Origin of the sequence: Dactylosporangium sp. NPDC005555, from assembly GCF_040605635.1 — a bacterium.
Taxonomy (GTDB): Bacteria; Actinomycetota; Actinomycetes; order Mycobacteriales; family Micromonosporaceae; genus Dactylosporangium.
This window is the reverse complement of the sequence record NZ_JBEXDG010000015.1, coordinates 134,329-159,868: the sequence shown is the minus strand read 5'-3', so window position 1 is coordinate 159,868 and position 25,540 is coordinate 134,329. Positions and strand designations below refer to the sequence as shown.

Sequence of the window (25,540 nt, the reverse complement as noted above, 5' to 3'; positions counted from 1 at the left end):
CAAGCCGGGCACCGAGCGCCTCACCGGACAGCCCAGCCTGCTCCAGCAGCGTGCGCGGCGCAGGTCACCGCTCGCACCGCGTCCTGCTGGGTCCCGCCCGGGTGCGGCTCGCGGTGGACGCGCCGGGCGGCGGCGAGCAGCCGGTCCGCGTCGGTCACCGTGAAGTCGTGCCGCAGCCGCACGGACAACCGCATCCCGTCGCGCAGCGGGTCGTCATCGTCTCCTATCCGGCGTACCGGTACACGTTGGAGTCGCGGACCTTGAAGCCGAGCCGCTCGTACAGCCGATTCGCGGCGATCCTGCCGGGCCGGGACGTCAGGTCGACGGTGCGTGCGCCTTCCGCGTGCGCGAGCCGCACGGCTTCCCGGGTCAGCGCCGCACCGGCACCGTGACCCCGGGCGGCCTCGTCGACGACCACGTCCTCGATCCTCGCCCGCAGCCCGGTCGGGACCGGAAACAGGACCAGCGTCAGCACCCCGACGACCACACCGCCGACGCGCGCCGCGAGCACCCGGTTGCCCGGCCACGCGAGCACCGTCTCCAGCGCCGCCGCGTCCAGCGGCGCCGCGGACCGCGACAGCTGCGGCATCAACCGCCCGAACGCCGCGACGACCTCGTCCGTGACACTGCCGACCCGCTCCACCGCGACGCCCATCCCAGCACTGTGCCCTGCTCCCCTGCTCCCCTGCTCCCCGCTTCCCTGCGGTCCCGAATTGCCCTTCGCGGTGCTGACGGTCGGGTTCGCCGTCGTTCTCATACCCGGCGGCGTGTACCTGCAGACCGACGATGAGATGCGCGGCGCGGTTCCGACCCTGCTGCTCACCGGCCTCGCCGTCACCGTCGCGGGCTGGGTCTTCATGGTGCGTCGTGAGAGGCGACTGCGTCGGGTGAATGGCACCGGCCCGCTCCAGTGACGCTCTGCGGGATCGGGGTGCGGCCGACGGGTTATCCAGGCCCCCTAGGACCCAGCGGCGCGCACTCATCTGCAGCAGGTGGAGCGCGGGTGGCACGTCGGCGATCATCACCATCTGTGCGCCGCTGTCGACCGGCCCGGGCTCCGGCCAGCGCTCGCCCCACGTTCCTGGCCGGCTCCGGTGCCGACGACGCCACCTGGCTGCGCGGCCGCGGCTGGGCGGTCGGCGTCGGCGCCCTGCACTACTACCGCGGCACCAACCCGGTCCTCGCCGGGTTCGGCCGCTGGCGACCTCGACCGCATCGACGCGATGCGGTCCTCTGCCTGGGGCCGCCCGCCGATCCCGACGTCCGCGGGCGGGCAGCCGGGCAGTCACAGCGGCGCTGCGCGACGACGACGAGGTCGTCCGTCAGCACGCGGCGGCATCCCTCGGCCTGTTCACCGCCCACGCCGCGGTGTCCGAGGCGCTCGTCGCCGCCCCGCTGCGCGACACCAGCCTGGACGTGCGGCACAACGCCCTGACCGCCCTCGAGCAGGCCGGCTCGGACCCCCGGTTCGCCGAGCCGCTGCCTCGTCTGACGAGCGACCCTCGACCGCGGCCGCGCCGCAGTGCGGGCACTGGACCTCGGGTCGGCACGACCGTTCTGATTGCAGGTCTTCGCTACGCTGTCGGGCATGGCATCGCAGGGCCCGGGTCACGGCATCGTCTGGGCGCCGGACTCGGTGCGGGCGAGTCTGGAGGAGCCGGTGCGGCCCCGGATCGGCCCCGCCGGAATCCTGCTGATGGTGGTGGTCGGGTGCGCGATCACGTGGGTGCCCGCGTTCGCCGTGTTCGCCCTGACAGGTGCCGTTGCGCCCTCCGTGACCGGCGGCGCGGGCGTCAGCGAGATCGCCTTGTGGGCGTTGCTGTTCTCCGTCCTGACCGGGATCGTCGAAGGCGTCACCGCGCTGATCGGGAAGCTGCGCGACCGCTACCGCGTGCGGGAAGCGGCAGAGGACACCGAGGACGGGCCGGTCTGGCTCACCGTCCTGCGGGTGGCCCGGCACACGGCGAAGACGGCGGTCATCGCTGGGCTGGTCCTCGCGCCGCAAGGGCTCGGCGCCGCACAGGTCGCCTGGCTGGCCTGCGGCCTCGGCGTCCTGCTCAACGCGCTGCCGGTCGTGGCGGCCAACCTGCTGCGCCGCCGCCGGCGCCCCGCCGGCTGAGCCGGCCGGACGTCGACGCCCTGCCGTGGGCGGCCGCGGGCGGCTGCGGTGGTGCGGTGCCGGAGCAGCGCCTGGAGGGGCGGATTCGTCAGTGACGCCGTCCGGGTCGGGGACACCGTGCGCAAGCCGCCGCCGGGCGACGCCGCGTTCGTCCACCGGCTGCTGGAGCATCTCGCCGCGTGCCGGTGGCCGGGTGCGCCGACGCTCCTCGGCGTCGACGAGCGAGGGCGTGACGTCCTGAGCTGCAATAGCCGAATTGGCGCATTCCAAAGACTCTCGAGGTCCCCATGGACGCTGAAGACCTGGCCGCCGCACACGGCGCACCTGCAGAGGCGTACTTCGTCGACGTCGTAGCCCTCCGCGCCCTGCGCCATCGCATACACCGCGAGATCATCGATGCACTCGCCCACCGGCCATCCGTCAACCTCACTGATCACCTGGCCAGTCTGATGTACCCGGGCTCGGGCCACCGTGCCCGCGTACCACGAACGTTTTGATCAGCCGCGGATGGTGTGCAGCCACCTTGATCCGCTGGCGTGGCGGAAGTCCTGACCACGCTTGGCATTTTCGCAGTGATCGGGGCTGTCATTGCCGCGGTTCGGACGCTGGCATCGAAACGGCGCTGACCGTCCGCACGGTGAGCAACTCGCCGCCGCCCTGCTGCCGCACGGGAACGCTGTTGGCGTGCGCCGGCTGCACTCACCGCAGACGGCCCGCGCGTCGAGCCAGTCGGGCCAGGACCGCGTCCAGGGACAGGTCCCCGGCGCTGGGCAGCAGCAGGTCCGCGGCAGTGAAGCGGGCGTCGTTCGCATGCGGGTTCGGCACCGCCACACAGCGCAGCCCGGCCGCGTGCGCCGCCGCCACGCCGTGCGCGGTGTCCTCGAACGCGACCGCCTCCTCCGCCGGCAGCCCGAGCCGCTCCAGCGCCATCAGGTAGACAGCCGGGTGCGGCTTGTGCGCGGCCACCTCCTCGCCGGTCGCCAGCACCTCGAACCGCGCCCGCAGCCCGGCTTGATCCAGCATCGCGCCCACGTGCGTGATCGGGGAACTGCTCGCCACCGCCAGCCGCAGCCCCAGCTCCGCGGCCCGGTCCAGCCATCCGACGATGCCAGGCGCCGTCTCCAGCGCCGCGTTCAGTTCGGCCCGGTACGCCATCCGCAGCGCGTGGCTGGACTCGCGGTCGTAGTCCGGTCCGACCGCCGCGGCGAGCGCGGCGTAACGCGGCTCGTTCGCGTCGCCGCCGTGGTCGGCGAAGAAGCCGGCCGCATCGAGCTCCAGGCCGTGGCGCCGCCACTCCCAGCACCAGCTCTCCAGCAGCGTGGTCTCCGTGTCCATCAGCAGGCCGTCGAAGTCGAAGATCAGCGCCTTGATCGTCACAGCGGCCAGTATCCCAATCCTGGCCTCTGCGCCTGGCGCCCGGCCGGCGCGGTCGCACCGGCCCCGGTGAGGTCGCAGCCGAAATAGGCGAGCAGCCCTGCCCGGCCGGCCTCCTCGACGCGCACCAGGTGAGTGCGCAAGTCTCTGCGCACCCAGCGCGACGGTCAACCAGTCGCGTAACGCGGGCGGTGGCAGCGTCGCGACCACCTCGATCACCCGCTCGCCGACGCCCGCGGCGAGCCCGGTTCGGCCAGGCCCGCGAGCGATACCGCGACGAGCCCGGCGCGCCGATGAGCAGCTGCCTGCGTCCGATCTCCATGGGCCGACGGGTACGACCGGGCCAGCCCGACGTCCGGCGATCACACAGTGTGCCGGATTGCTGGCATTGGGTGCGTAGCGGCCCGGTTCGGCTCGCGTCGAAGCCGGACGCGTCCGGTCGTGGTCAAGCGCTTCAGAGAGCGCTCCCAGGTGTCAGCAATCAGCGGGCGTCGCTGGTCAGCGCTCCGTTACGGCACCCTGGCCTGCGCGTGGGACAGCACTGTTCAGAGGTCGTTCGTTCCTCGTGAAGCATTGACACCTCTCCAAGGACCGTTCAAAGTGACGTCTGCGAGAGCGCTCTCTCACACCCTGACACACCGCCGACACCTCAGCTTCACGAAGGAGTCCCTATGGAATGGTCGGAACCCCGCCCCGGCCATCGACGTTCATCCGGATCATTGACGAGCCGGCGCACCCTGCGCATGGCCGCCATCGTGACCGCGGTCGTGGCCATGCTGGTCACGTACATCGTCGTGGTCACGACCCGCGCCGACGCGGCCGAGACCCTGCTGTCGCAGGGCCGGCCGACGACCGCCTCGTCGACGGAGAACGCCGGTACCCCCGCCAGCAGCGCGACCGATGGCAACACGGGCACCCGCTGGTCGAGCACCTTCAGCGTCCCGCAGTGGATCCAGGTCGATCTCGGCTCCGCCCAGTCGATCACCCGGGTCGCACTGAACTGGGAGGGCGCGTACGCCACCGCCTTCCAGATCCAGACCTCCGCCGACGGCAACACCTGGACGAACGTCTACTCCACCACGACCAGCACCGGCGGCCAGCAGAGCCTGCCGGTCACCGGGACCGGCCGCTACGTGCGCGTCAACGCGACCGCGAAGGCGACCCAGTGGGGTGTCTCGCTGTGGGAGTTCCAGGTCTTCGGCGGCACCCCCGACACCCCGGGCGGATGCGGCACCACCAACGCGGCGCAGGGCAAGACGGCCACCGCGTCGTCGACGGAGAACGCCGGTACCCCGGCCTCGGCCGCGTTCGACGGCAACACCGGCACCCGCTGGTCCAGCGCGGCCGCTGACCCGCAGTGGCTCCAGGTCGACCTGGGCTCCGCCGTGTCCGTCTGTGGCGTCTCGCTGAACTGGGAGGCCGCGTACGCGACCGCCTACCAGATCCAGGTGTCCACCAACGGCACGAGCTGGACGAACATCTACAGCACGACCGCTGGCACCGGTGGCGTGCAGACCCCGGCCGTCACCACGACGACCGGTCGCTACGTGCGCGTGAACGGCACCGCCCGGGCCACGGTCTACGGCTACTCGCTGTGGGAGTTCCAGGTCTTCACCGGTTCCGGCCCCACCACGTCGAGCTCGCCCTCCACCTCTACGTCGCCGAGCACGCCGACCCTGCCGACGTCCGACACCCCCGACTTCGGTCCGAACGTGCGGATCTTCGACGGGTCCTCGTCGGCGGCGACCATCCAGGCGGCCGTCGACGCGGCGTTCAACGCGCAGCTGCGCAGCCCGACCGCGCAGTTCGGCACCCAGCGCCACGTGTTCCTCTTCAAGCCCGGCACGTACGGGCGCGTGTGGGCCAACATCGGCTTCTACACCACGGTCGCCGGTCTCGGCATCAACCCCGACGACGTGACGATCAACGGCGCGGTCAACGTCGACTCCGGCTGGAACTACGGCGACGAGTCCAACGCGACCCAGAACTTCTGGCGCAGCATGGAGAACCTGTCGATCGTGCCGGAGGGCGGCATCAACCGGTGGGCCGTCTCCCAGGCCGCCCCGATGCGCCGCGTGCACATCAAGGGCAACCTGAGCCTGGCCCCGTCCAACCAGGACAACGGGCAGGGCTACTCCAGCGGCGGCTACCTGGCCGACTCCATCGTCGACGGCTACGTGACCTCCGGCTCGCAGCAGCAGTGGTACACCCGCGACAGCCGGATCCAGCGCTGGGACGGCGGCGTGTGGAACATGGTCTACTCCGGCGTGCAGGGCGCTCCGGCGAACGCGTTCCCGAACCCGCCGCACACCACCCTGGCGACCACTCCGGTCACCCGGGAGAAGCCCTACCTGTACGTCGACAGTGCCGGCCTGTACCGCGTCTTCGTGCCGTCCATCCGGCGCAACTCCGCGGGTGCCACCTGGCCGAACACCCCCGGCACCTCGATCCCGATGCGGCAGTTCTACGTCGCCAAGCCCGGTGACAGCGCCGCCCGGATCAACTCCGCCCTCGCCCAGGGCCTGAACCTGTTCTTCACCCCGGGCACCTACTCCCTCGAACAGACGATCCGGGTCACCCGGGCCGACACGGTGGTCACCGGCATCGGCTACCCGACCCTGATCCCGGTCAACGGCGTCGAGGCGCTGAACATCGCCGACGTCAACGGGGTCAAGGTCAGCGGCCTGACCTTCGACGCCGGCACGACCAACAGCCCCACGCTGATGACCGTCGGCACGGCCGGTGCGCACACCGACCACGCGGCGAACCCGATCAGCATCCAGGACGTGTTCTTCCGCATCGGCAGCAGCGTCCAGGGCAAGGCCACCACCACCCTCGCCGTGCACAGCGACGACACGATCATCGACCACATCTGGGCCTGGCGGGCCGACCATGGCGGCGCACCCACCGGCTGGACGGTGAACACCGGCGACACCGGCCTCCTCGTGAACGGCGACGACGTCCTTGCCACCGGCCTGTTCGTCGAGCACTACCAGAAGTACGAAGTGATCTGGAACGGCAACCGCGGCAAGACGATCTTCTTCCAGAACGAGAAGCCGTACGACGTGCCCAACCAGGCAGCCTGGATCGGCCCCCGGGGCAACGGTTACGCCGCCTACAAGGTCGCCGACAGCGTCACCGACCACGAACTGTGGGGCGGCGGCGTGTACTGCTACTTCAACGTCAACCCCGCCGTCCGTGTGGACCGAGGCTTCGAGGTGCCCAACCGGACCGGCGTCCGGCTCCACAGCGTCATCACCGTCTCCCTCGGCGACGTCGGCACCATCGCCAACGTCGTCAACGACACCGGCGGCGCCGTCCCCAACCCCGCCGGCAACACCACCCCGCGCCAGGTCGTGAACTACCCCTGACCCCCACCCCCGACGCAACACTGATGTGAACCAGGCGGCCACCGGTGCGACCCGCACCGGTGGCCGTCTGCCGTGCCCCGGCGTTCGCGGCATCCGGCGACGCTCCTCGGCGCCGACGACGACGGTGCACCGGCGGGTTCGAAGCGTTGGCCACGGTAGTGGTCACGGCAGGTTCGCCACCAGGAGGGCGCCGGTCACCTCGAGGTGGGTGCGCATGGCGGTCTCCGCGGCGGGGCCGTCGCGGGCGATGACGGCGGCGACGACCGGTTCGTGCTCGGCGTGGATCTGGGTGAGGGTGCGGCCGGAGGCCGTCGTGGGTGGGCCGAGCAGGGCGGTGGTGGAGCGGAGCTGGGCGACGATGGCGGCGGCGCGGGTGTTGCCGGCGGCGTGCAGCAGCAGGTCGTGCAGCGTGCGGTCAGCCGGCCAGAAGGCGGCCTCGTCGCCCTTCGAACACGCGGCGGCCATGGTGTCGAGGGCGGCGCGGATGGCGGCGTGCTGCTCGTCGGTGGCCAGGACGGCGGCCTTGCGGGCGGCGGGGGGTTCGAGGGCGAGGCGGATCTCGATGATCTCCTCGATGTCGTGGGCGCGGGGGAGCAGGACGCTGAAGCCGCGGTTGCGCCGGATCGCGACCAGGCCCGCCTCGGCCAGGCGGAGCATGCCCTCCCGGACCGGGCTGCGGGAGACGCCGAGCAGCTCGGCGAGCTGATACACCGAGTACGTCCGGTCGGGCACGAGCTCGCCGGCGGCGATGCCGGCGCGGACGGCCTGGGCGACCGCGTCGGCGAGTGAGGTGGCCTCGGTGGGCAGGCGCAGCGACGGCATGAGTAACATGTTACCTATGACTGACGTGGTGGGTGCGCTGGAGCGGGCCGGGCTCGAGGTCCGGGCCGACGCCGGCACCCGGGGGATGTATTCCTCCGACGCCTCGCTGTACCGGATCCCGCCCCTGGCGGTGGTCCGGCCGCGGCACGTCGACGAGGTCGCCGCCACGCTCGCCGTCGCCCGGGAGACCGGGGTGCCGGTCACGTCCCGCGGCGCCGGCACGTCGGTCGCCGGCAACGCCGTCGGGCGGGGCATCGTGCTGGACTTCTCCCGCCACCTCAACCGCGTCCTCAGCATCGACCCGGAGGCCAGGACCGCGGTCGTCGAGCCCGGCACCGTCCACGCCGTGCTGCAGAAGGCCGTCATGCCGCACGGGGTGCGCTTCGGCCCCGACCCGTCGACGCATCCGCGGTGCACGATCGGCGGGATGATCGGCAACAACGCGTGCGGTTCGCGCTCCCTGGCGTACGGGCGGACCTCCGACAACGTGGCCGGCCTGGAGCTCCTGACGGCGGCCGGCGACACGCTCGTGACCGACCAGGAGCCGCACGGCGCCATCGTCGACGCGGTGCGCGCCGTCATGGCGAAGCATCTCGCCACCGCCAGGACCGAGTTCGACCGGTTCGGCCGCCAGGTGTCCGGCTACGCCGTACACCACCTGCTGCCGGAGCGGTTCGACCTCACGCAGGCGTTCGTCGGCTCCGAGGGCACCCTGGCCGTCATCACGCGGGCGACCGTCAAACTGGTCGTCGACGCCCCCGTGCGGGTCGTCGTCGTCCTCGGGTTCCGCGACATCGTCGCCGCCGGGGAGGCCGCGCCCGCCGTCGTCGCGCACGGGCCGACGTCCTGCGAGGGGCTCGACTCGCGGCTGATCGCGGTGCTGCGCGCCCGCCGCGGGCCGTCCGCCGTGCCGCCGCTGCCCGCCGGCGGCGCGTGGCTGTTCGTGGAGCTGGCCGGCGACGACCTCGGGGAGGTCGAGGCGCGGGCGCGGGTCCTCGCCGCCGCGGCCATCGGCGACGACGCGCTCGTCGTCACCGACCCGGTCGTGCAGGCGCAGCTGTGGCGCATCCGGGAGGACGGCGCCGGGCTCGCCGGCCGCGCCCCCTCCGACCGTCCGGCGTGGCCCGGCTGGGAGGACGCCGCCGTGCCGCCGCAGCAGCTCGGCGCGTACCTGGCGCGGTTCGACGAGCTCGTCGCGTCGTACGGGATGACCTCCGCGCCGTTCGGGCACTTCGGCGACGGGTGCATGCACGTCCGCCTCGACTACCCGCTCGACGAGCCCGGCGGCACCAAGGTCCTGCGCGAGTTCCTCACCGACGCGGCCAGGCTCGTCGGCGAGTTCGGCGGCTCACTGTCCGGTGAGCACGGCGACGGCCGCGCCCGGTCCGAACTGCTGCCGCACATGTACTCACCGGACGCGATCGCCCTCTTCGCCGGGATCAAGCACGCGTTCGACCCCGGCAACCTGCTCAACCCCGGTGTGCTCGTCGATCCGGATCCGGTCGACGCCGATGTACGACCAGCGGGCCGCTTCCCGGTCAAGGGCCTCGCACTGGCGTACCCGCACGACGGCGGCGACCTCGCGCAGGCCGTCCACCGCTGCACGGGCGTCGGGAAGTGCCGGGCGGACAACTCCGCCGCCGGCGGGGTCATGTGCCCGTCCTACCTGGCGACCCGCGAGGAGAAGGACTCCACCCGTGGCCGGGCCCGGGTGCTGCAGGAGGTCGTCCGCGGCGAGCTCGCCTGGTCCGACCCGTCGGTGCACGACGCGCTCGACCTGTGCCTGTCCTGCAAGGGGTGCGCGTCGGACTGCCCGACGGGCATCGACATGGCCACCTACAAGTCGGAGGTGCTGCACCAGACGTACCGCGGCAGGCTCCGCCCGCGCTCCCACTACACCCTCGGGAAGCTGCCGTTCTGGGCGCGCCTGGCCGGTTGGACGCCGCGGCTGGCGAACCTCGGCATCCGCCTGCCGCTGCTCGGCGGGTTCCTCCTGTGGCTGGCCGGCGTCGACAAGCGGCGCTCCGTGCCGCGTTTCGCGCGCCGCCCGTTCCGGCGCACCTTCAAGCCCTCGCCGACGCCGGGCAAACCGGTGGTGCTGTTCGCCGACTCGTTCTCCGACGCGTTCTCCCCGTCCGTGGCCGCCGCGACGGTCAGTGTCCTGCGCGCCGCCGGCTACGAACCGCGCCTGCCGTCCGGATCGGTCTGCTGCGGCCTGACCTGGATCACCACCGGCCAGCTCGACGCCGCGAAGAAGATCCTCACCCGCACCGTCGCCGCGCTCGCACCCGACGCGCACGCCGGTGTGCCGATCGTCGGCATCGAGCCGTCGTGCACCGCGGTCCTGCGCTCCGACATCCACGAGCTGCTCCCCGGCGACGCCGACGCGGCGGTGGTCGCCGGATCGGTGCACACCCTCGCCGAGCTGCTCGCGCAGACGCCCGGCTGGACCCCGCCCGACCTGTCCGGCGTCGACATCGTCGCCCAGCCGCACTGCCACCACCACGCCGTGCTCGGCTGGCAGGCCGACGCCGACCTGCTCAGGTCCACCGGCGCGACGGTCCGGCGGCTCGCGGGCTGCTGCGGCCTGGCGGGCAACTTCGGCGTCGAGATCGGCCACTACGAGGTCTCCCTGGCCGTCGCCGAGCAGAACCTCCTGCCGGCGCTCGACGCGGCACCCGGCGCGGTCGTCCTCGCCGACGGGTTCTCCTGCCGCACCCAGGTCGCGGACCTGCGCGACCGCCCGGCCGTGCACCTGGCGGAGCTGCTCGACGGCGCGCTGTCCAAACCAGCGCCCTGACCGTCCCGTGGCTACGGTGGTGGCATGTTCGACGACGACGCCGAGCTCCGCCCGCACCGGCGCGCCGCCGGTTGCGGGCCGCCGTCGACGAACACGACACCGGCAGCGGCGTCACCTTCGACTCCCGCGCCTGGCTGATCACCGCGGCCCGGCGGGAGCGGTAATTTCGTGTCGCGGATTAAGGTTGCTTTAGATCCCTGTCGGGCGGCGGTGAGGTTCGCCTAGCATCACGGCGGCGTTGGTCGTCCGTGCTTGCTGGGGAGTCGTGTTGCCGGTCCGTGAGCCGCTGAGCCGGCGCGTGCGAGGTCTGATCGCCGTGTCCGTCGGGGTTGTCGTCGTCGTGGTCGCGGCCGGCGCCTATCTGGCCGGTCGGTCCGGCGATGCCGCGCCGTCCGACCCCGTGGCGTACTCGTCGCCGGAAGCCGGTCGACCGGAGCTGGGCAGCGCGCCGGGCGTTGCGGGTCCGGCCTCCGCGGCACCCTCGTCGTCGTCGGCGGCCGCCCCGCCGAAAGCGCCCGCCGGCGGCTGGATCCCGGTCGACGGCGCGTGGAAGGCGCAGGTCGACGCGTACCAGGCGCTGAAGGCCGACCCCGTCCCGGCCGGCGTCGGCAACCTGCCGGAGTTCCGGGCGGACTGCCAGTACAGCCACTCCCTGGCCGACGACCCGATCGTCTTCCCCGGCCTGCCCGGCTCGTCGCACATGCACTCGTTCGTCGGCAACAAGGCGGTCAAGGCGAGCACCACGGCCGAGGACCTGACGAAGTTCACGGCCACCACGTGCAAGCCGGTCCTGGACCATTCGGCGTACTGGGTGCCGACGCTGTACGACAACGGCACCGGCAAACCCGTGGAGACCACCGGCTTCCGGGTCTACTACCGCTCGCTGATGAGCAACCCGGCCAACCAGATGCCGATGCCGACCGGCCTGCGGATGATCAGCGGCGACGCCACGAAACGCCAGCCGACGCCGCGCGGTGCGAGCGGCCAGTTCTACTGCGCGTTCTACGGCCCCGGCGACCTCGACGGCGTCGCCCGCAGCACCAACGGCAACTGGCCCATCTGCGGCGGCAACGCCACCCTGCACTTCATGCTGCAGTTCCCGGACTGCTGGGACGGCAAGCACCTGGACAGCCCCAACCACAAGGACCACGTCAAGTACGGCTCCGGCAACGCCTGCCCGGCCAGCCACCCGGTGAAGATCCCGGCCATCACGTTCGACATCCAGTACGGCGCGAAAGGCACCGAGCAGGGCTACTACCTGTCCTCGGACAAGGAGGGCAAGAGCGCCTCCTCGATGCACGGCGACGCCTTCGTCGTCTGGGACACCGCCACCATGAACAAGCGCACGAAGAACTGCATCCAGCAGCGCCGCACCTGCGACAACAACGGCTACCAGACCTGACGTCCCGCAGCCGCCCCACGGACGCGAGCTCCGACCACCGATTCGCCAGGGCCGGCCGGGCATGCTCGACCGCTTCGGGAGCGTAGGTGTCCGTCGGCGCCGTCGCCGAGTTCGGTCGCGAAACGGGCGGTACGGCGTCGGCAGCGGCACAGGGTGGTGGATTTCGAACTCGGCCGCGGTCGCCTGGGACAGCGGCGGCCCGCGGCACGCACCGGGAGCCGTCCGGCCCGGTGCGTGCCGCGGTGAGCGTGTTCGGCGATCCGCCGGAGCCGTGCGTCGTCCGTCAGGGTGCGATGCCCGTGCCGGCCTTCTTGTCGCCGGTGTTCTGCCTCGGGGCGAACGTGACCACAGGGGCCTTCAGATCGGTGAGGGCGGCGTCGAGGAAGTCGCGCCAGATCGCGCCGGGCAGGGTGCCGCCGATGACGGTCCTGCCGCTCTTGTCGACGATCTTCTGCTCCTGGTCCTTGTTGCCGACCCACACCGCCACGGCGAGGCCGTGCGAGCCTTCGGCGGCGTCGTAGGCGCTGTAGCCGGCCATCCAGGCGTGGGCGACGTCGGCGGTCGGGGCGAACTGCCACGCGCCCGCGGCGCCGGCGACCGGGCGGTTGTCGTGCAGCTTCAGGCCGTAGTGCTGCGGCACGCCCTGCAGGACGGCGTTGAGGTCGGCGGCCATCGCCTCGGTGAAGCCCCGGATGCGGTTCGGCCGGATCACCTCGGCGTGCGTCTTCTTGCCGTCCTGCCACAGCTCCTTCAGGAAATGCGTCTTCGCGGCCGCGCCGCCGGCGGCGAACGTGGCCATGCCGCCCGCGTGGTCCAGCACCGTCACCGGGTACTGGCCGAGGCCGACCTCCGTGTTGAAGTACTTCGGGAACGCTTCCTTGCCGGAGACCTGCCCCAGGTCGACCTTCTGCCGCGCCCTGTCGACGGTCGCCCACAGGGCGGTGACGCCGGCGGCGCGGGCCGTGTCGATGACCGCGGCTCCCCCGACCTTCTCGGTGACGCCGAAGTACGGGGCGCTCAGCGACAGCACGGCGACCTCTTCGAGGGTGCACCACTTCGGTGAGCCCGATCTGCACGCCGGCGCGGCGGCCGGGTTCTCGGCCCCGTTGCGGACCGGGTTGGTCGCCAGGCGGCGGCCGCTGCCCGGGAACTCCTGCGGCGACTCGCCGTTCCAGTACGAGTCGACGGAGTACCCGGCCATCAGCGCGCTCGCCAGCGTGTACGGGCCGAACGCGGTGCCCGGCGGGTGCCCGCCGCAGCAGGAGTCCTCGCCGTTGCTGAGCACCGGGTCGGCGTAGGTGCCGGCGAAGTCGCCGCCGTTGCCGCTGTCGCCGCCGTAGTAGGCCTTGACCGCGCCGGTGCCCGGCTCGACCGCGACGAGCGCGGCCTGCAGGTTCTGCGGCTGTCCGTCCATGTTGGACTCGGCGTTGCGGCCCGCCTCGCGGACCGCGAGCTTCTGCGCGGTCTTGTCGATCGTGGTGACGATCTTCAGGCCGCCGTTGCGGATCCGGTCGAAGTGCTTCATGCCGTCGGGGGCGACCCCCTCGTACAGCAGATCCCCGGTCTTCGGGTCCTTCAGCGCCGCGACCTCGGCGAGCACGTGGTGGACGATCAGCCCTTCGGGCTTGTCCAGGCCGCCCTGGACGTTGACCGCGTTCGCGCGGGCCTGCGCCGCCGTGAGCACCTTCGCCGGGTACGCGATCTTCTGCTCCGCCTGTGCCGGCTCCACGAAACGGAACTCGACCAGGGTGCGCTTGATCTCCTCGAAGCGCTCGTGAGCCCGCTGCGCGTTCACCGTCGGGTCGAACGGGCTGCCCTTGCCGTCGCCCTCGGGCTGGTCGATCAGCCCGGCCAGGACCATGCCCTCGCCGAGCGTCAGGTCCTTCACCGACTTGCCGAAGTACGCCTGCGCGGCCGCCTCGATCCCGTACGCGCCGCGCCCGAAGTAGACGATGTTCAGGTACATCTCAAGGATCTTGTCCTTGGTGTACTCCTGGTTGAGCTTGGTCGCGATGACCGACTCCCGCAGTTTGCGCGCGTAGGAGGTGCCTTCCAGCTCCGCCCACTGCCGCGCGTACTGCTGACTGATCGTCGACTTGCCCTTGGTGCCGTCCCCGGCCACCTGGTTCCAGGCCGCGCCGGCGACCGCCCCGTAGTCGACGCCGTCGTTGGTGTAGAACGTCTCGTCCTGCGCCGCGACGACCGCGTGCTGCACGTCGACGGGGATGTCGGCGATCGTGGCCAGCGTGCGGTTCGTGTCCCCGATCCGCGCCATCGGCGTCGTGCCGTCGGAGTAGTAGACGGTCGTCGTCTGGTCCATGGCGACGTCCTCGGGCAGCGCCACCTGGTCGTAGTAGTACGTGCCGCCGGCCAGCCCGAGCCCGGCGAGGATCACGAGCGCCAGCGCCGAGCTGACCAGGACCTTCCGCATCCGGGACTTCTTCGGCCGCTGCGCGGCGACCTCCCCGGCCTCCGCCGCTGGAGCACCTGGGTCCGGCACCCCGGCGGGATCGTCCGCGGTGGCGTCGGGAGTGCTCTCCGCCTGCCGTTCCGGTTCGCCGCTGGTCAGGTCGTCGTCAGCCATGTGGACCGCCCCGTCGTCGCATCGCCGTCTGATCGATCGCGACAGATGATACAGACAGTGAACGCCGGTGGGGGTTCCTGCGTGTATGGGCATATGACTGTGACAGACAGCGACGACGAGGAGCTTGCCGCGCTCGTGCGGCGGACCGCGGCGGCGTCGGCCTTCATCCGTGGCGACATCCGCACCTATGTCGAGCTCCTCCCGCATGCGGGCGACCACACGCTCATGCCGCCGTGCGGCGCGGCCCGGCACGGTTTCGACCACTCCGAGGAGTCCCTCGCCGCGACCGCCGCCTGGTTCCGGGGCGGCGAGTGCGAGCTGGAGGTCGTGCGCGCCGACCGGTCCGGCGACCTGGCGGTGATCGCGGCGATCGAACGGCAGCACGGCACCGTCGGCGGGCTGCCGCCGCAGGACTGGTCGCTGCGGGTCACGCTCGTGTTCCGCCGATCGGGTGACGGGTGGCAGCTCGTGCACCGGCACGCCGACGCCCTCGTGCATCCCATCGACCACGTGCGGCTCTCCGCACTGGCCCGCGGCGCGACCGCGTGAGGCAGGCTACCGCAGCGTCGCCGGCAGGCGGGCGGCGCGGACCGTGACCTGCAGCGGGCCGACCTCGGTGCCGTCGCGGCGCAGCCGCACCCCGCGCACCGGCAGCCACCACTCACCGTCGAGCTCGAGCGCGCCCGCATGGTCCACCGCCTCGATCCGCAGGCGCAGCTCCCCCGTGCCGTAACGGTAGTCGCGTTCGTCGAGCACGACGACGGACACGTCCGCCGCCGTCATGATGCCACCGGCTCTGCACCGGGTCGAAGCGCTTGCATGCCGTGGAGCCTATGTCCACGGGATGCGAGTTGACCTCAGCTAAATCGATATTCCGTCGCGCTGCTCGGCAGTGCCGCCGCCTGAAGTCCGGCCGGGACCGACCTGATCGGCCAGCGCCACCCGACGATCGTGGAAAAGCCCCGCACAAGCGGCAACAGGGGTGCGAACAGCAGCGTATAGGGCGTTTGACAAGATCAGACGATGCCCTGGCCGTCGCCCGACACCCCGCCGCCCTCCGGCAGGTGGCGGACCCGGTGGCTCAGGCTGCTCCTGGTCGTCGTCGCGGTGGTCGTACTGGCGGCGATCGGCCTGCGCGGGCGGCTACCCGACCCGCAGGAGCTGCTCACGTCGCTGACCGGCGCGTCGGCCGGTTGGGTCGCGGTCGCCGGGCTGCTGCAGGCCGGGTCGATCGCCGCGTTCGCCGGGCAGCAGCAGTACCTCTTCGCGGCCCTCGGCGTGCGGATCCGCCGCCGCCGCGTCCTGGCGATCACCCTGGCCCGGACCGCGATCTCGATCTCGGTCCCGGCCGGTGCGGCCGTCTCCGCCGGGTACGCGATCCGCGAGTACGAGCGGGCCGGCGCACCCAAGGAGCTCGGCGCGGTCACCGCGATCGTGTCCGGCCTCGCCTCGATCGGCGGCCTGGCGCTCATCTACGTCACCGGCGGCGCGGCGCTGCTCGGGTACGGCACCACGACCTCGCTGACCTGGCGGCCGCTGGTCGTCGTCGCGGCGATCGTGGGGCTGACCGCCGGGTCGGTCCTACTCGGCCGCCGCCTCTTCCGCGACACCCCCTCCGTGCAGCCGGCGCCCGTCCATGAGGGCCGGATCGGCCGGTACGCGCAGCGCCTGCTCGCCTCGGCCCGGGAAGCGTGGCGGGCGGGCGCGGGCCTGCGGGTGCGCGACTGGTGGGCCGTCGTCGCGTACGCGGCCGCGAACTGGCTGACGGACCTGTTCTGCCTGGCCGCCTGCACGCACGCGCTCGGCCTGCCGGTGAACCTGCCCGCCCTCGCCGGCATCTATCTCGGCGTCCAGATCGTCCGCCAGGTGCCGCTGTCCCCCGGCGGCATCGGCGTCATCGAGACCGCCCTGGTCGCCGGCCTGACCGCCTCCGGCGCGACGGCGATCACCGCGACCGCCGCCGTCCTGCTCTACCGCCTGCTGTCCTGCTGGCTGCTCATCCCGCTCGGCGGCGCCGCCGCGGTCGTCCTGCGCCGCCCCGCCCGCGTTCCGACCGAGCACGACGCGTGAGCCTGTCTGTGGTGATCGCTCACGTGACGGGTGGGGGCCCTCCTGCGCCGGGGCCGGCTTCGGCCCTGCCCCGCACCGCCGGTTACGCCGACCAGCGGCGGACGACCTCGGCGAGGATCTCCAGGGGCAGCGGGCCGGAGGTCAGGACCGTGTCGTGGAAGGTGCGGATGTCGAAGCGGTCGCCCATCGCGGCGCGGGCCTCCTCGCGCAGCCGCTGGATCTCCAGGCGGCCGACCATGTACGCGAGGGCCTGGCCCGGGTCGGCGATGTACCGGTCGGTCTCGGACTGGATCTCGACCTCCGCCATCACGGTGTTGGCCCGCAGGTAGTCCACCACCTGGTCGCGGCTCCAGCCCTTCGCGTGGATGCCGGTGTCCACGACGAGCCGCGCCGCGCGCATCGAGTCGGTGGCGAGCATGCCGAGCCTCGCGAGCGGCCCGGAGTAGAGCCCCATCTCGTCGGCGAGCCGCTCCGAGTACAGCCCCCAGCCCTCGCCGTACGCGGTGAACATGCCGATCCGTCGCAGCAGCGGCAGGCCGGTCAGCTCCAGGGCCAGGCCGATCTGCAGGTGATGGCCGGGGACACCCTCGTGGAAGGCCGTCGCCTCGGCCACGGTCCGGTCCCGGCCACCCGGCTCGGACGTGTTGGCGAAGTAGATACCGGGCCTGCTCCCGTCGATCGCCGGGGCGAGGTAGTAGGCGGCCGGCGCGCCGGGCGCCTCGTCGGCCGGGACCGCCTCGACCGTGCACCGCTGCTCCGGCAGCGTCCCGAACCAGTCGGGGGCGGCCCGCTCGGCGCGGCCGATCGCCTCCCGCGCGGCGGCGAGGATCTCGTCGCCGTCCCGCCAGCGCAGCGCCGGGTCGGTCCGCAGCCGGTGCAGGACCTCGGCGGTGTCCGCGGTGCCGAACGCCTCGGCCCCGATCTCCGAGAACTCCTCGTGCAGCTCGGCGATCAGGTCCAGGCCGATGGCGTGCAGTTCGTCGGGCGTGCGCTGGGTCGTGGTGTGCAGGCGCACCTGCCTCCGGTACAGCTCGTCCCCGCCGGGCAGGAAGCACAGTCCGGCCTCCTGCGGCCCGCGGGAGACCGGCGCGATCTGCGTGGCCAGGACCTCCCGGTATTGCGCGACCGCCGGTCGCACGACCTCGTCGATCAGCCGGTCGCGCGCTCCGGCGAAACCGTCGTCGTCCTCCGGCGCGGGCCTGCGCAGCGGGTCTGCGCCGGTGTTGGCGAGATACCGGTCCAGGTGCGCGACCGTCCCCTCCACGAGGTGCCGCACCGGCCGCCGCCCGGCGGCGACGCCTTCCCGGTGGCGCTGCGCGATCTGCGCGAACGCCTCCGGCAGCTTCGCCAGCCGGGCCAGGTAACCGTCGGCCCGCGCCCGGTCGGTCAGCGTGACCATCGGCAGCTGCGCGAGCAACGCGACCGCCGGCGCGGTCCAGGTGTCGGTGATCGAATACTCCGTGTACCGCACATCGATGCTGTCGACGACGGACTGCGCCTGCTGCCGCACGACGCCGAGCGTGAGCCCGTCGCCGTGCCCTTCGGGCTCGACCCGCCCGGCCCGCTCGGCGATCGCGAGTGCCCGGTCCTTGGCGGCGTTGTCCGCGGCCTCGGAGTAGTCCCGCATCTGCCCGTCGCGCCCTGGAATCCCCAGCAGCGAGGCACTGATGGGTGACAGGTCCAGCATCACGTCGAGCAGTTCGTCGGCCAGCTGGTTGGCAGTGGACATCGTCGTCTCCCTGTCGCCGCGCATCGATCGGTGAGCAGATGTTAGCGGCCCGTGACAGGTCGCGGGGGACCTGTCACGGGCCGGCGGTGCGAAGGGTCAGATCCAGCGGGGCGGGCTCGGGGCGCTCTCGTGCCAGCGGCGGTCCAGCGCCGTGACGACGTAGGTGTAGTGCCTGCCCGGTTCCGCGGTCGGGTCGGTGTACGCCGTGCCGCGGACCGTGGCGATGAGGTGGGACGCGTCGGCGAGGTCGCAGGCTCGGGGAGCCGTCGTGCCGTCGAGGCGGTACACGCCGTAGGACGTGACGTCGGCGAACGGGCCGGTGCCGCTCACCGTCGGCCGCCAGCGCAGCTCCGCGCCGGACGTGGTGCGGCGGGCGCCGGTGAGCACCGGGAAGGCCACAGGCTTGGCCGGGCCCCAGGCGGGCGGGAAGGCCGGGCGGCTGTGGTGCTCGGCGGCGAGGATCGTCTCCGAGTTCAGGCGGTTCGCCCTGACCTGCACGGCGCTGAAGTGGACGTCGCCGAGGACCTGGGGGTACTGCCGGTTGAAGGTGAGATGCTTCGACAGCGCGTCCGGGTCGAACCAGGCGGCGGGCTGCCCGGCGGCGGCGACCTTGTAGTCGGCCTGGCCGATGTAGAGCTGCACGTCGGTGCCGGCCACGACGTCCGCCCACCACGGCACGAGCTTCGCGTAGTCGGCGACGGCGAAGCCGATGTTCCAGTACACCTGCGGCACGATGTAGTCGATCCAGCCCTCCTTCACCCACTTGCGGGTGTCGGCGAAGTTGGCGTCGTAGGACTGGGTGCCGTTGGTGTCGGAGCCGAGCGGGTCGGCGGCCTTGTTGCGCCAGATGCCGAACGGGCTGACGCCGAAGCGGACCCATGGTTTCGCGGCGTGGATGCGACCGTCCAGCGACCGGACGAGCTGGTCGATGTTGTCGCGCCGCCAGTCCCCCTTGGTGGCGAAGCCGCCGCCGTACTGCGCGAACGTGGCCTCGTCGCCGAAGTCCTGGCCGGCGGCCGGGTACGGGTAGAAGTAGTCGTCGAAGTGGACGCCGTCGATGTCGTACTTCGTGACCGCGTCCATGATGGCGTCCTGCACGAACTCGCGGACGGCGGGGATGCCGGGGTTGAAGTAGAGCCGGCCGGCGGCGTTGTTCACCGGATAGGCGACGGCCCAGTCGGGGTGCCGCGCGAGCGGGCTGTCGGCGGGCAGCTTCGACAGGTCGGTGCCGGCGCCGCCGGGTGCGGGCATGCTCGCCCGGTACGGGTTGAACCAGGCGTGGAACTCCAGGTTCCGCGCGTGCGCCTCCGACACCAGGTAGGACAGCGGGTCCCAGCCGGGGTCCTGGCCGGCGACGCCGGTGAGGTACTGCGACCACGGCTCCAGCGGCGACGGCCAGAACGCGTCCGCGTGCGGGCGGACCTGCACGATGACGGCGTTGTAGTTGAGCGACTCGGCGAGGTCGAGCCAGCCGTCGTATTCGGCCTTGAGCTCGGCCTCGGACCTACCGGGCGCAGACGGCCAGTCGATGTTGACGACGCTGGCGATCCACATGGCCCGCAGCTGGTGCTTCGGCGTGGCCGGGTCGACGGCACAAGGGGCGGCCGCGGAGGCGGAAGCAGGTGTGGCGACCACCAGAGCCGCGAACAGACACGATAAGGCAGCGAGACGTCGAACGAACATGTCAGCCGATCCAGTTGGAGGAGCCGGGAACGCGCGGCCAGCGCGTGCCGGACGGGGCGATCAGGTAGGCGATGCCGCCGCTGCCGGACGCGACGGTGCCGTTCGCGCGGTACCGCTTCGTGCGCAGCCACACCTGCTCGAACTGCGCGCGGCTGTAGACGTTGCGGACGGCGTCGTTCGACGAGGACGCCGGGTCGTTGACGATCACGTCGCCGGTGGCCGTGAAACCGACGATGACGAAGAGGTGGCCGGACGTGGAGTAGTTCGCGTCGGTCAGTTCGGTGGCCAGGAACGACTGCGACGTGATGACCGGGATGCCCGCGGCGATGAACCGCTCCGCCTCGTCGAGGGAGTGCAGCCGGGTGACGATGCCGGTCAGGCCGTAGGTCGCGGCGTACGCGGTGTTGAACGGCCAGTTGCCGGCGCCCTCGTACGTGTAGTCGTAGGTGCTGCGCGCGGCGTGGTCCACCTGCGGGTCCGCGTAGGACGGGTCGACCCAGGCGAGGTCCTGCGCGCTCGGGTGGTGGCCCCAGTACTCGACGACCATCTCCGTCGACGTCGGTGAGCACCAGGCCTCGCCGCCGCCGTCGTACTCCGGGTACTCGCCCTCGTGGATGTTCTGCGAGTAGCGCGGCACCGCCAGCTCGCGACCCCAGGCGATGTGCCCGGCGCTGGCCGGGACGGTGAAGCGGTCCGGCACGTCGGAGGCCATCGCGCCGGCGAGGTACACCCGGGGCGACGCGGCGGTGCCGGGCTTGCGGTAGAGGGTCAGGCGCAGCCGGTACGACCGCAGCAGCACACCGAGCGAGGTGTCGTCGATGGAGAAGGTGTCGGTCCAGATCGACGACACCCCGTCGCTCTGGCCGTCGACGGTGGAGCGGTGGATGTCCTGGTCACCGCTGGCCCATCTGCCCATGACGTACCGCGGCGTCGCCCGCCCGTCGGTGTAGGTGCCTTCCAGCTCGACCTGCAGCCAGGTCCCGGCGGGCGTGTCCGCGTTCCACGACGCGACGAGCTCGCCGGCGCCGAAGCCGATCCTGGTGACCGGCGAGGTCCAGGTCGCGTACTCCCAGCCGTCGACCGTGCCCACGGGGCGGCCGATCGTCAGGTACGGCTTGCGGCCGGGGACCGCCCGGGTGCCGTCAGCGGTGCCGCCGCGCCAGTCCGGATAGGACTGCCAGCTGTCGAAGGTGATCTGCTCGTCGTGGACCACGGGTTGCGGGTGGGCCACCGCGGGGGCCGCGGGCAGCAGCGAAGCCACAGCGAGCGCCACGATCGCGAAGGAGCGTCTCATGAGGACCCCACCGGGAGGAACGACGGCAGGATCTGCACGTCGTCGAGGTTGACGAACATGACCCGGTGCCCGAACTGGATCTGGGCGTAGCGGTTCTGGCCGCGGATGACCGTCCAGTCCCCGGGGCCGGTGCCGGCGAACGTCGTCGCCCGGTAGTACTCGCCCGGCACGACACCGCCGAGGGTGTACCGCTGTCCGGCGCTGAACGTGTACTGCAGCGGTGTGATCGCCTGGTACGGCACCCCTGCCGGGTAGGCGGACTGCTCCGGGTAGGCGCGGCCGTAGACGGGGATCGTGGCCTTGCCGGCCTTCGGGGTCACGACGAGCCCGGTCGACCATTTGGCGGCCGGCTTCGACGGCGGGTTGTGGAACCAGCCCTTCTGCCCGAGGTACCAGATCGCGGTCCAGTCGCCCTGCCGGCCGGCGACGGCGAACGTCTGGCCGGTGGCGGCGCGGGCGCCATGGTCGGAGACCTGCATCGTGGCCGGTTCGCCGCCGGGGCGCAGCCCGATGTCGCTCAGCAGCGGGGCGTCCGCGGCCGGAGCGGTGCGCAGCAGCACCTGCGATGAGCCGTGCGGCGCGCAGGGGGTCTCCGGCGTCGCGGTGCAGCCGGTGTACGGCAGCTGGTTCGTCCCGTAGTCGGGGTCGAAGGTCACCAGGCCGGTCTTCGCGGTGCCGAACGTGATGAACGGCGCGTGCAGCAGGTCGAAGTAGTGGTCCCAGTCCCAGTAGGGGCCCGGATCCCAGTGCATCCCGCGGACCGTCGACGGCACGGTGCCGGGGACGTTGTCGTGGCCGAGGATGTGCTGCCGGTCCAGCGGGATGGCGAGCCGCGCCGCGAGGTAGCGGACGAGTTTCGCCGACGAGCGGTACATCGCCTCCGTGTACCAGGCGCCCTGCTGCGCGGCGAAGCCCTCGTGTTCCAGGCCGACGGACTTGGCGTTGACGTACCAGTTGCCGGCGTGCCACGCGACGTCCTTGGTCTTCACGTGCTGGGCGACGTGCCCGTCGACGGAGCGCAGCGTGTAGTGCCAGCTGACGTAGGTGGGGTCCTGCACCAGGTCCAGCGTGGTGGCGTAGCTGGCCTCGGTGTCGTGGATGACGATGTACTCGACGCGCTGCCGGGCGGGCCGGTCGCTCAGGTCGTGGTTGCCGTACGCGCCGGGGGTGGTGCCGTACTGCTCGTAGGGCGCGGGGATCCACTCGCACGAGATGTCGGCGGGGCACTCGAGGCCGTCGGGGCGCACGGGTGGCCGGCGCAGCCCGAGCCGGTCCAGCCAGGTCCTGGCCGGGGTGAGCGCGGGCTGCGCGGCGAGCGCGACGGGGTGGCCGTCGTCGGTGGTGCGGGCGACGCCGTCGCGCAGGGTCGCGTAGACCTCGTCGGCGAAGGCGGCCGCGGCGTCGGTGGTGTCGGCGCCGCTGTATTTCGCCACCGCCCCGTACCAGGCGGCGGGGTCGCTGCCGGCGCCGCCCGGGCCGCCGGCGTCGCGCTGGTAGGTGGCGAGCAGGGCCGCGCCGCCGTGGATGTTGGCGGCCGGGTCGGTGCGCAGGGTCGCCGCGGAGGTGCCGGTGAGCTCGGCCGCGCGGCCGAGGGTCTGCAGCGCCGCCGACGAGGGTGTCGAGGCGGAGGCCGCCGGGACGGTCCTCGGCTCGCGGGAGTCGTCGCCGCGCGGGTCCTCGCCCGTCTCCTCGCGCGTCTCATGGCGGAGCCCGGCCGACGCGGCGAGGCCGTCGGCGTCGGTGAGGTGCATCGGGCCGTAGCCGGCGCTGGTGCTGGGGGTGCCGCGGTTGGTGTCCCACCGGGACTCCAGGTAGGACACCGCGAGCAGGACGCTCACCGGCACGCCCCAGGTGGTGGCGGCGGCACTGTAGGCGGCCTGCCGCTCGTCGGGTCCGGCCGCGGACGCGGGTGCGGCGGCGAGGGTCGCGGTGCTCAGCGCCAGGAGGACCGCGGCGCCGAGGGTGGTGGTCGTTGCGAGGGGCGTGCGACGTCGGCGCATCGAACCTCCTGACTGTGAGGGATTGGCACAGCGTGAACCATCGCAATCTTTTACGTCAATCCCTTGCGGCCAGTTGCCTCAACATGTTGGGAACCTACGAGATCTCCGCGCGTTTGGCACCGATTTGCCCGAAAGAGGACGACCAGCGACGCGCGCCAACGTTTGCCGATCCGTTACAGCCGAGCGGTGACGGCGGGAGCTTTGTAGATTACCTTCACTGTTACGTCGCACGTCGGCGGTTACCTACAGTCGCTGCCGTCGATGCTGGGAGGTGCGCTCATGAGCGTTGCGCCACCGGAGATCGGGCGGGCCGGCCGGACCGGCACCGCGGCGGTGGACGACGACCCGGCCGGCGCGATCGCCGCGCGGTCGCTGCGGCAGGCCGTCTGGATGCGGCTGCGCCGCGACCGCACCGCCCTCGCCAGCGGCATCGTGTCGGCGCTGCTCATCGTGGTCGCGATCGCCGCGCCGCTGATCGAGACGGCGTACGGGATCAGCCCGCAGGACTCGTTCAAGGACGACCTCGACCGCTACGGCATGCCCTACGGGGTGGCCGGCGGCGTCACCGGCACCCACTGGTTCGGCATCGAGCCCGGCCTCGGCCGGGACCTGTTCATCCAGATGGTCTACGGGATGCGCACCTCGCTCGGCATCGCGTTCGCCGCGGCGCTGGTCACCACCACGCTGGGTGTGCTCACCGGGATCGTCTCCGGCTATCTCGGCGGGTGGGTCGACGCGATCATCAACTGGATCACCGACGTCGCCCTCGCCCTGCCGTTCCTCATCTTCACCCTCGCCCTGATCCGCCCCCTGGAGCTCGCCTTCTACGGCCCGCGCGAGGCGGTGCCGGGCTGGTTCCGGGTCATCGTGCTGATCAGCCTGTTCGCCGCGTTCGGCTGGACCACCACCGCCCGGCTCGTCCGCGGCCAGGTGCTGTCGCTGCGCGAACGCGAGTTCATCGAGGCGGCCCGCGCCACCGGCGCGAGGACCGCGCGGATCCTGTTCAAGGAGCTGCTGCCCAACCTGTGGGCGCCGATCATCGTCGTGTTCTCGCTGTCGATCCCCGCGTACATCACCAGCGAGGCGGCCCTGTCGTTCCTCGGCATCGGCATGCTGGAGCCGACGCCCGACTTCGGCCGCACCATCTTCCGCAGCCTCAACTACCTGCAGACGGACCCGGCCTACGTGTTCTTCCCCGGCGTCACGATCTTCGTGCTGGTCCTCGCGTTCAACCTGTTCGGCGACGCGGTCCGCGACGCGCTCGACCCGAGGTCAGCGCGGTGAGCACATGCTGAACTTCCTGATCCGCCGCGTCCTGCTCGCGCTGCTCACCCTGTTCGCGGTGAGCGTCCTGACGTTCCTGATGTTCTTCGCGCTCCCCCGCGACCCGGCGACCGCGATGTGCCCGAAGAACTGCGACGCGGCCCGCCTCGAACGGGTCCGCGACGAGCTCGGGCTCAGCGACCCCAAATACCTGCAGTACCTGCACTACATGCAGGGGATCTTCGCCGGGCGCGACCTGGGCGCCTCGCAGGGCGGGCACTGCGAGGCGCCGTGCCTCGGCTACTCGTACGTCAACAGCGAGCCGGTGACCGAGACCTTCGGCCGGGTCATCCCGGTGACGCTCAGCATCGTCGTCCCGGCCGCGTTCCTGTGGCTCGCCGTCGGCATCGGCCTCGGCATGCTGTCCGCGCTGCGGCTCGGCACCGTCTTCGACCGGCTCGCGATCGGCGTCTCACTGACCGGCGCCTCGCTGCAGCTGTACTTCGTCGGCGGCGTCCTGCTGCTCATCTTCGTCTACACGCTGAAGGTCCTGCCGTACCCGCGGTACACCTCGATCCTCGACGACCCGCTGGCCTGGGCGACGGCGCTGATCCTGCCGTGGTGCGCCCTGGCGTTCCTGTTCTCCGCCGTCTACGCCCGGCTGTCCCGCGCGCAGATGCTGGAGACGCTCTCCGAGGACTTCGTGCGCACCGCGCACGCCAAGGGCCTGCGATCCGGCACGGTCGTGCGCCGGCACGCGCTGCGGGCCGCGATCACGCCGCTGGTCACCACCGCCGGCGTCGAGATCGGCGCCGCGCTCGGCGGCACGGTGATCACCGAGACCACGTTCGGGCTCCGCGGGCTCGGACGCACCGCGATCGACGCGGTCAAGGACGGCGACCTGCCGACGATCATGGGCACGGTCCTGATCGCGGCGGCGTTCATCGTCGTCGCCAACGTCGTCGTCGACGTGCTCTACACCTTCATCGACCCGCGGGTCCGGCTGCGATGAACACGCCATCTTCAGGG

General features: G+C 72.1%; 20 protein-coding genes and 1 pseudogene. 10 read left to right on the top strand and 11 right to left on the bottom strand.

Features of this window, described 5'->3' with window-relative positions:
- Positions 1-20: 20 nt before the first annotated feature.
- Together ABZS58_RS19520 and ABZS58_RS19515 are read right to left on the bottom strand one after the other, a co-directional pair.
- Entirely contained in the window at positions 21-194 is a 174-nt protein-coding gene (locus ABZS58_RS19520) for a hypothetical protein (RefSeq protein WP_354783278.1), read from the bottom strand.
- Between the two features lie 29 nt (positions 195-223).
- On the bottom strand, positions 224-655 hold the full coding sequence (locus ABZS58_RS19515; protein WP_354783277.1) for a GNAT family N-acetyltransferase: 432 nt from the start codon (positions 653-655) through the stop codon (positions 224-226).
- Between the two features lie 58 nt (positions 656-713).
- On the opposite strand from ABZS58_RS19515, the gene ABZS58_RS19510 reads away from it, so the two are divergent.
- The 3 genes and pseudogenes from ABZS58_RS19510 (at position 714) to ABZS58_RS19500 (ending at position 2,119) form a co-directional block, all read left to right on the top strand.
- Entirely contained in the window at positions 714-914 is a 201-nt protein-coding gene (locus tag ABZS58_RS19510; RefSeq protein WP_354783275.1) for a hypothetical protein, read from the top strand.
- Positions 892-1,515: pseudogene (locus ABZS58_RS19505) on the top strand (HEAT repeat domain-containing protein); the annotation flags it as partial. The gene ABZS58_RS19510 and the pseudogene ABZS58_RS19505, both read left to right, overlap by 23 nt.
- A 73-nt stretch (positions 1,516-1,588) precedes the next feature.
- Positions 1,589-2,119 (top strand): hypothetical protein, encoded by a 531-nt coding sequence (locus ABZS58_RS19500; protein ID WP_354783274.1) that lies wholly within the window; start codon positions 1,589-1,591, stop codon positions 2,117-2,119.
- Between the two features lie 699 nt (positions 2,120-2,818).
- Here ABZS58_RS19500 and ABZS58_RS19495 read toward each other — a convergent pair.
- Together ABZS58_RS19495 and ABZS58_RS19490 are read right to left on the bottom strand one after the other, a co-directional pair.
- A complete protein-coding gene (locus ABZS58_RS19495) occupies positions 2,819-3,496 on the bottom strand; it encodes an HAD-IA family hydrolase (protein ID WP_354783272.1) in 678 nt (225 codons plus the stop codon).
- Positions 3,493-3,648 (bottom strand): hypothetical protein, encoded by a 156-nt coding sequence (locus tag ABZS58_RS19490; protein WP_354783270.1) that lies wholly within the window; start codon positions 3,646-3,648, stop codon positions 3,493-3,495. Before ABZS58_RS19490 ends, ABZS58_RS19495 begins: the two co-directional genes overlap by 4 nt.
- Positions 3,649-4,236: 588 nt before the next feature.
- Between ABZS58_RS19490 and ABZS58_RS19485 the strand changes: the two genes are divergently transcribed.
- Positions 4,237-6,864, top strand: a complete 2,628-nt coding sequence (locus tag ABZS58_RS19485; protein WP_354783268.1) for a discoidin domain-containing protein — start codon at positions 4,237-4,239, stop codon at positions 6,862-6,864.
- Between the two features lie 162 nt (positions 6,865-7,026).
- Here ABZS58_RS19485 and ABZS58_RS19480 read toward each other — a convergent pair whose 3' ends face one another.
- A complete protein-coding gene (locus ABZS58_RS19480; protein ID WP_354783266.1) occupies positions 7,027-7,686 on the bottom strand; it encodes a GntR family transcriptional regulator in 660 nt (219 codons plus the stop codon).
- A 16-nt stretch (positions 7,687-7,702) separates the two neighbouring features.
- Here ABZS58_RS19480 and ABZS58_RS19475 point away from each other — a divergent pair, with 16 nt between their 5' ends.
- Both ABZS58_RS19475 and ABZS58_RS19470 read left to right on the top strand, forming a co-directional pair.
- A complete protein-coding gene (locus ABZS58_RS19475; RefSeq protein WP_354783264.1) occupies positions 7,703-10,486 on the top strand; it encodes an FAD-binding and (Fe-S)-binding domain-containing protein in 2,784 nt (927 codons plus the stop codon).
- A gap of 316 nt (positions 10,487-10,802) precedes the next feature.
- Positions 10,803-11,888 (top strand): DUF1996 domain-containing protein, encoded by a 1,086-nt coding sequence (locus tag ABZS58_RS19470; protein ID WP_354783262.1) that lies wholly within the window; start codon positions 10,803-10,805, stop codon positions 11,886-11,888.
- Between the two features lie 283 nt (positions 11,889-12,171).
- Here the strand turns inward: ABZS58_RS19470 and ABZS58_RS19465 are convergent, their stop codons facing one another.
- Positions 12,172-14,472, bottom strand: a complete 2,301-nt coding sequence (locus ABZS58_RS19465; protein WP_354783260.1) for a transglycosylase domain-containing protein — start codon at positions 14,470-14,472, stop codon at positions 12,172-12,174.
- Between the two features lie 93 nt (positions 14,473-14,565).
- On the opposite strand from ABZS58_RS19465, the gene ABZS58_RS19460 reads away from it, so the two are divergent.
- Complete coding sequence (locus tag ABZS58_RS19460; protein ID WP_354783258.1) at positions 14,566-15,021, top strand: nuclear transport factor 2 family protein; 456 nt, start codon at positions 14,566-14,568, stop codon at positions 15,019-15,021.
- 6 nt (positions 15,022-15,027) lie between these two features.
- Here ABZS58_RS19460 and ABZS58_RS19455 read toward each other — a convergent pair whose 3' ends face one another.
- A complete protein-coding gene (locus tag ABZS58_RS19455) occupies positions 15,028-15,255 on the bottom strand; it encodes a hypothetical protein (protein ID WP_354783256.1) in 228 nt (75 codons plus the stop codon).
- Positions 15,256-15,495: 240 nt separating this feature from the next.
- Here ABZS58_RS19455 and ABZS58_RS19450 point away from each other — a divergent pair, with 240 nt between their 5' ends.
- Complete coding sequence (locus ABZS58_RS19450; protein ID WP_354783254.1) at positions 15,496-16,542, top strand: lysylphosphatidylglycerol synthase transmembrane domain-containing protein; 1,047 nt, start codon at positions 15,496-15,498, stop codon at positions 16,540-16,542.
- 82 nt (positions 16,543-16,624) lie between these two features.
- On the opposite strand, the gene ABZS58_RS19445 is transcribed toward ABZS58_RS19450, so the two are convergent.
- The 4 genes from ABZS58_RS19445 to ABZS58_RS19430 form a co-directional block, all read right to left on the bottom strand.
- The gene (locus ABZS58_RS19445; RefSeq protein WP_354783252.1) at positions 16,625-18,271 is read right to left on the bottom strand and encodes a DUF885 domain-containing protein; all 1,647 of its coding nucleotides are present in this window, start codon (positions 18,269-18,271) and stop codon (positions 16,625-16,627) included.
- Positions 18,272-18,367: 96 nt separating this feature from the next.
- On the bottom strand, positions 18,368-19,825 hold the full coding sequence (locus ABZS58_RS19440) for a family 10 glycosylhydrolase (RefSeq protein ID WP_354783333.1): 1,458 nt from the start codon (positions 19,823-19,825) through the stop codon (positions 18,368-18,370).
- Positions 19,826-19,955: 130 nt separating this feature from the next.
- Positions 19,956-21,248 carry a C39 family peptidase gene (locus ABZS58_RS19435; protein ID WP_354783250.1) on the bottom strand — a complete coding sequence of 431 codons (1,293 nt, stop codon included), beginning with the start codon at positions 21,246-21,248 and terminating at the stop codon, positions 19,956-19,958.
- Complete coding sequence (locus tag ABZS58_RS19430; RefSeq protein WP_354783248.1) at positions 21,245-23,248, bottom strand: N-acetylmuramoyl-L-alanine amidase; 2,004 nt, start codon at positions 23,246-23,248, stop codon at positions 21,245-21,247. Before ABZS58_RS19430 ends, ABZS58_RS19435 begins: the two co-directional genes overlap by 4 nt.
- A 279-nt stretch (positions 23,249-23,527) precedes the next feature.
- On the opposite strand from ABZS58_RS19430, the gene ABZS58_RS19425 reads away from it, so the two are divergent.
- Together ABZS58_RS19425 and ABZS58_RS19420 are read left to right on the top strand one after the other, a co-directional pair.
- Entirely contained in the window at positions 23,528-24,532 is a 1,005-nt protein-coding gene (locus tag ABZS58_RS19425; protein WP_354783246.1) for an ABC transporter permease, read from the top strand.
- A gap of 4 nt (positions 24,533-24,536) precedes the next feature.
- On the top strand, positions 24,537-25,523 hold the full coding sequence (locus ABZS58_RS19420; RefSeq protein WP_354783244.1) for an ABC transporter permease: 987 nt from the start codon (positions 24,537-24,539) through the stop codon (positions 25,521-25,523).
- The last annotated feature ends 17 nt before the right edge of the window (positions 25,524-25,540 follow it).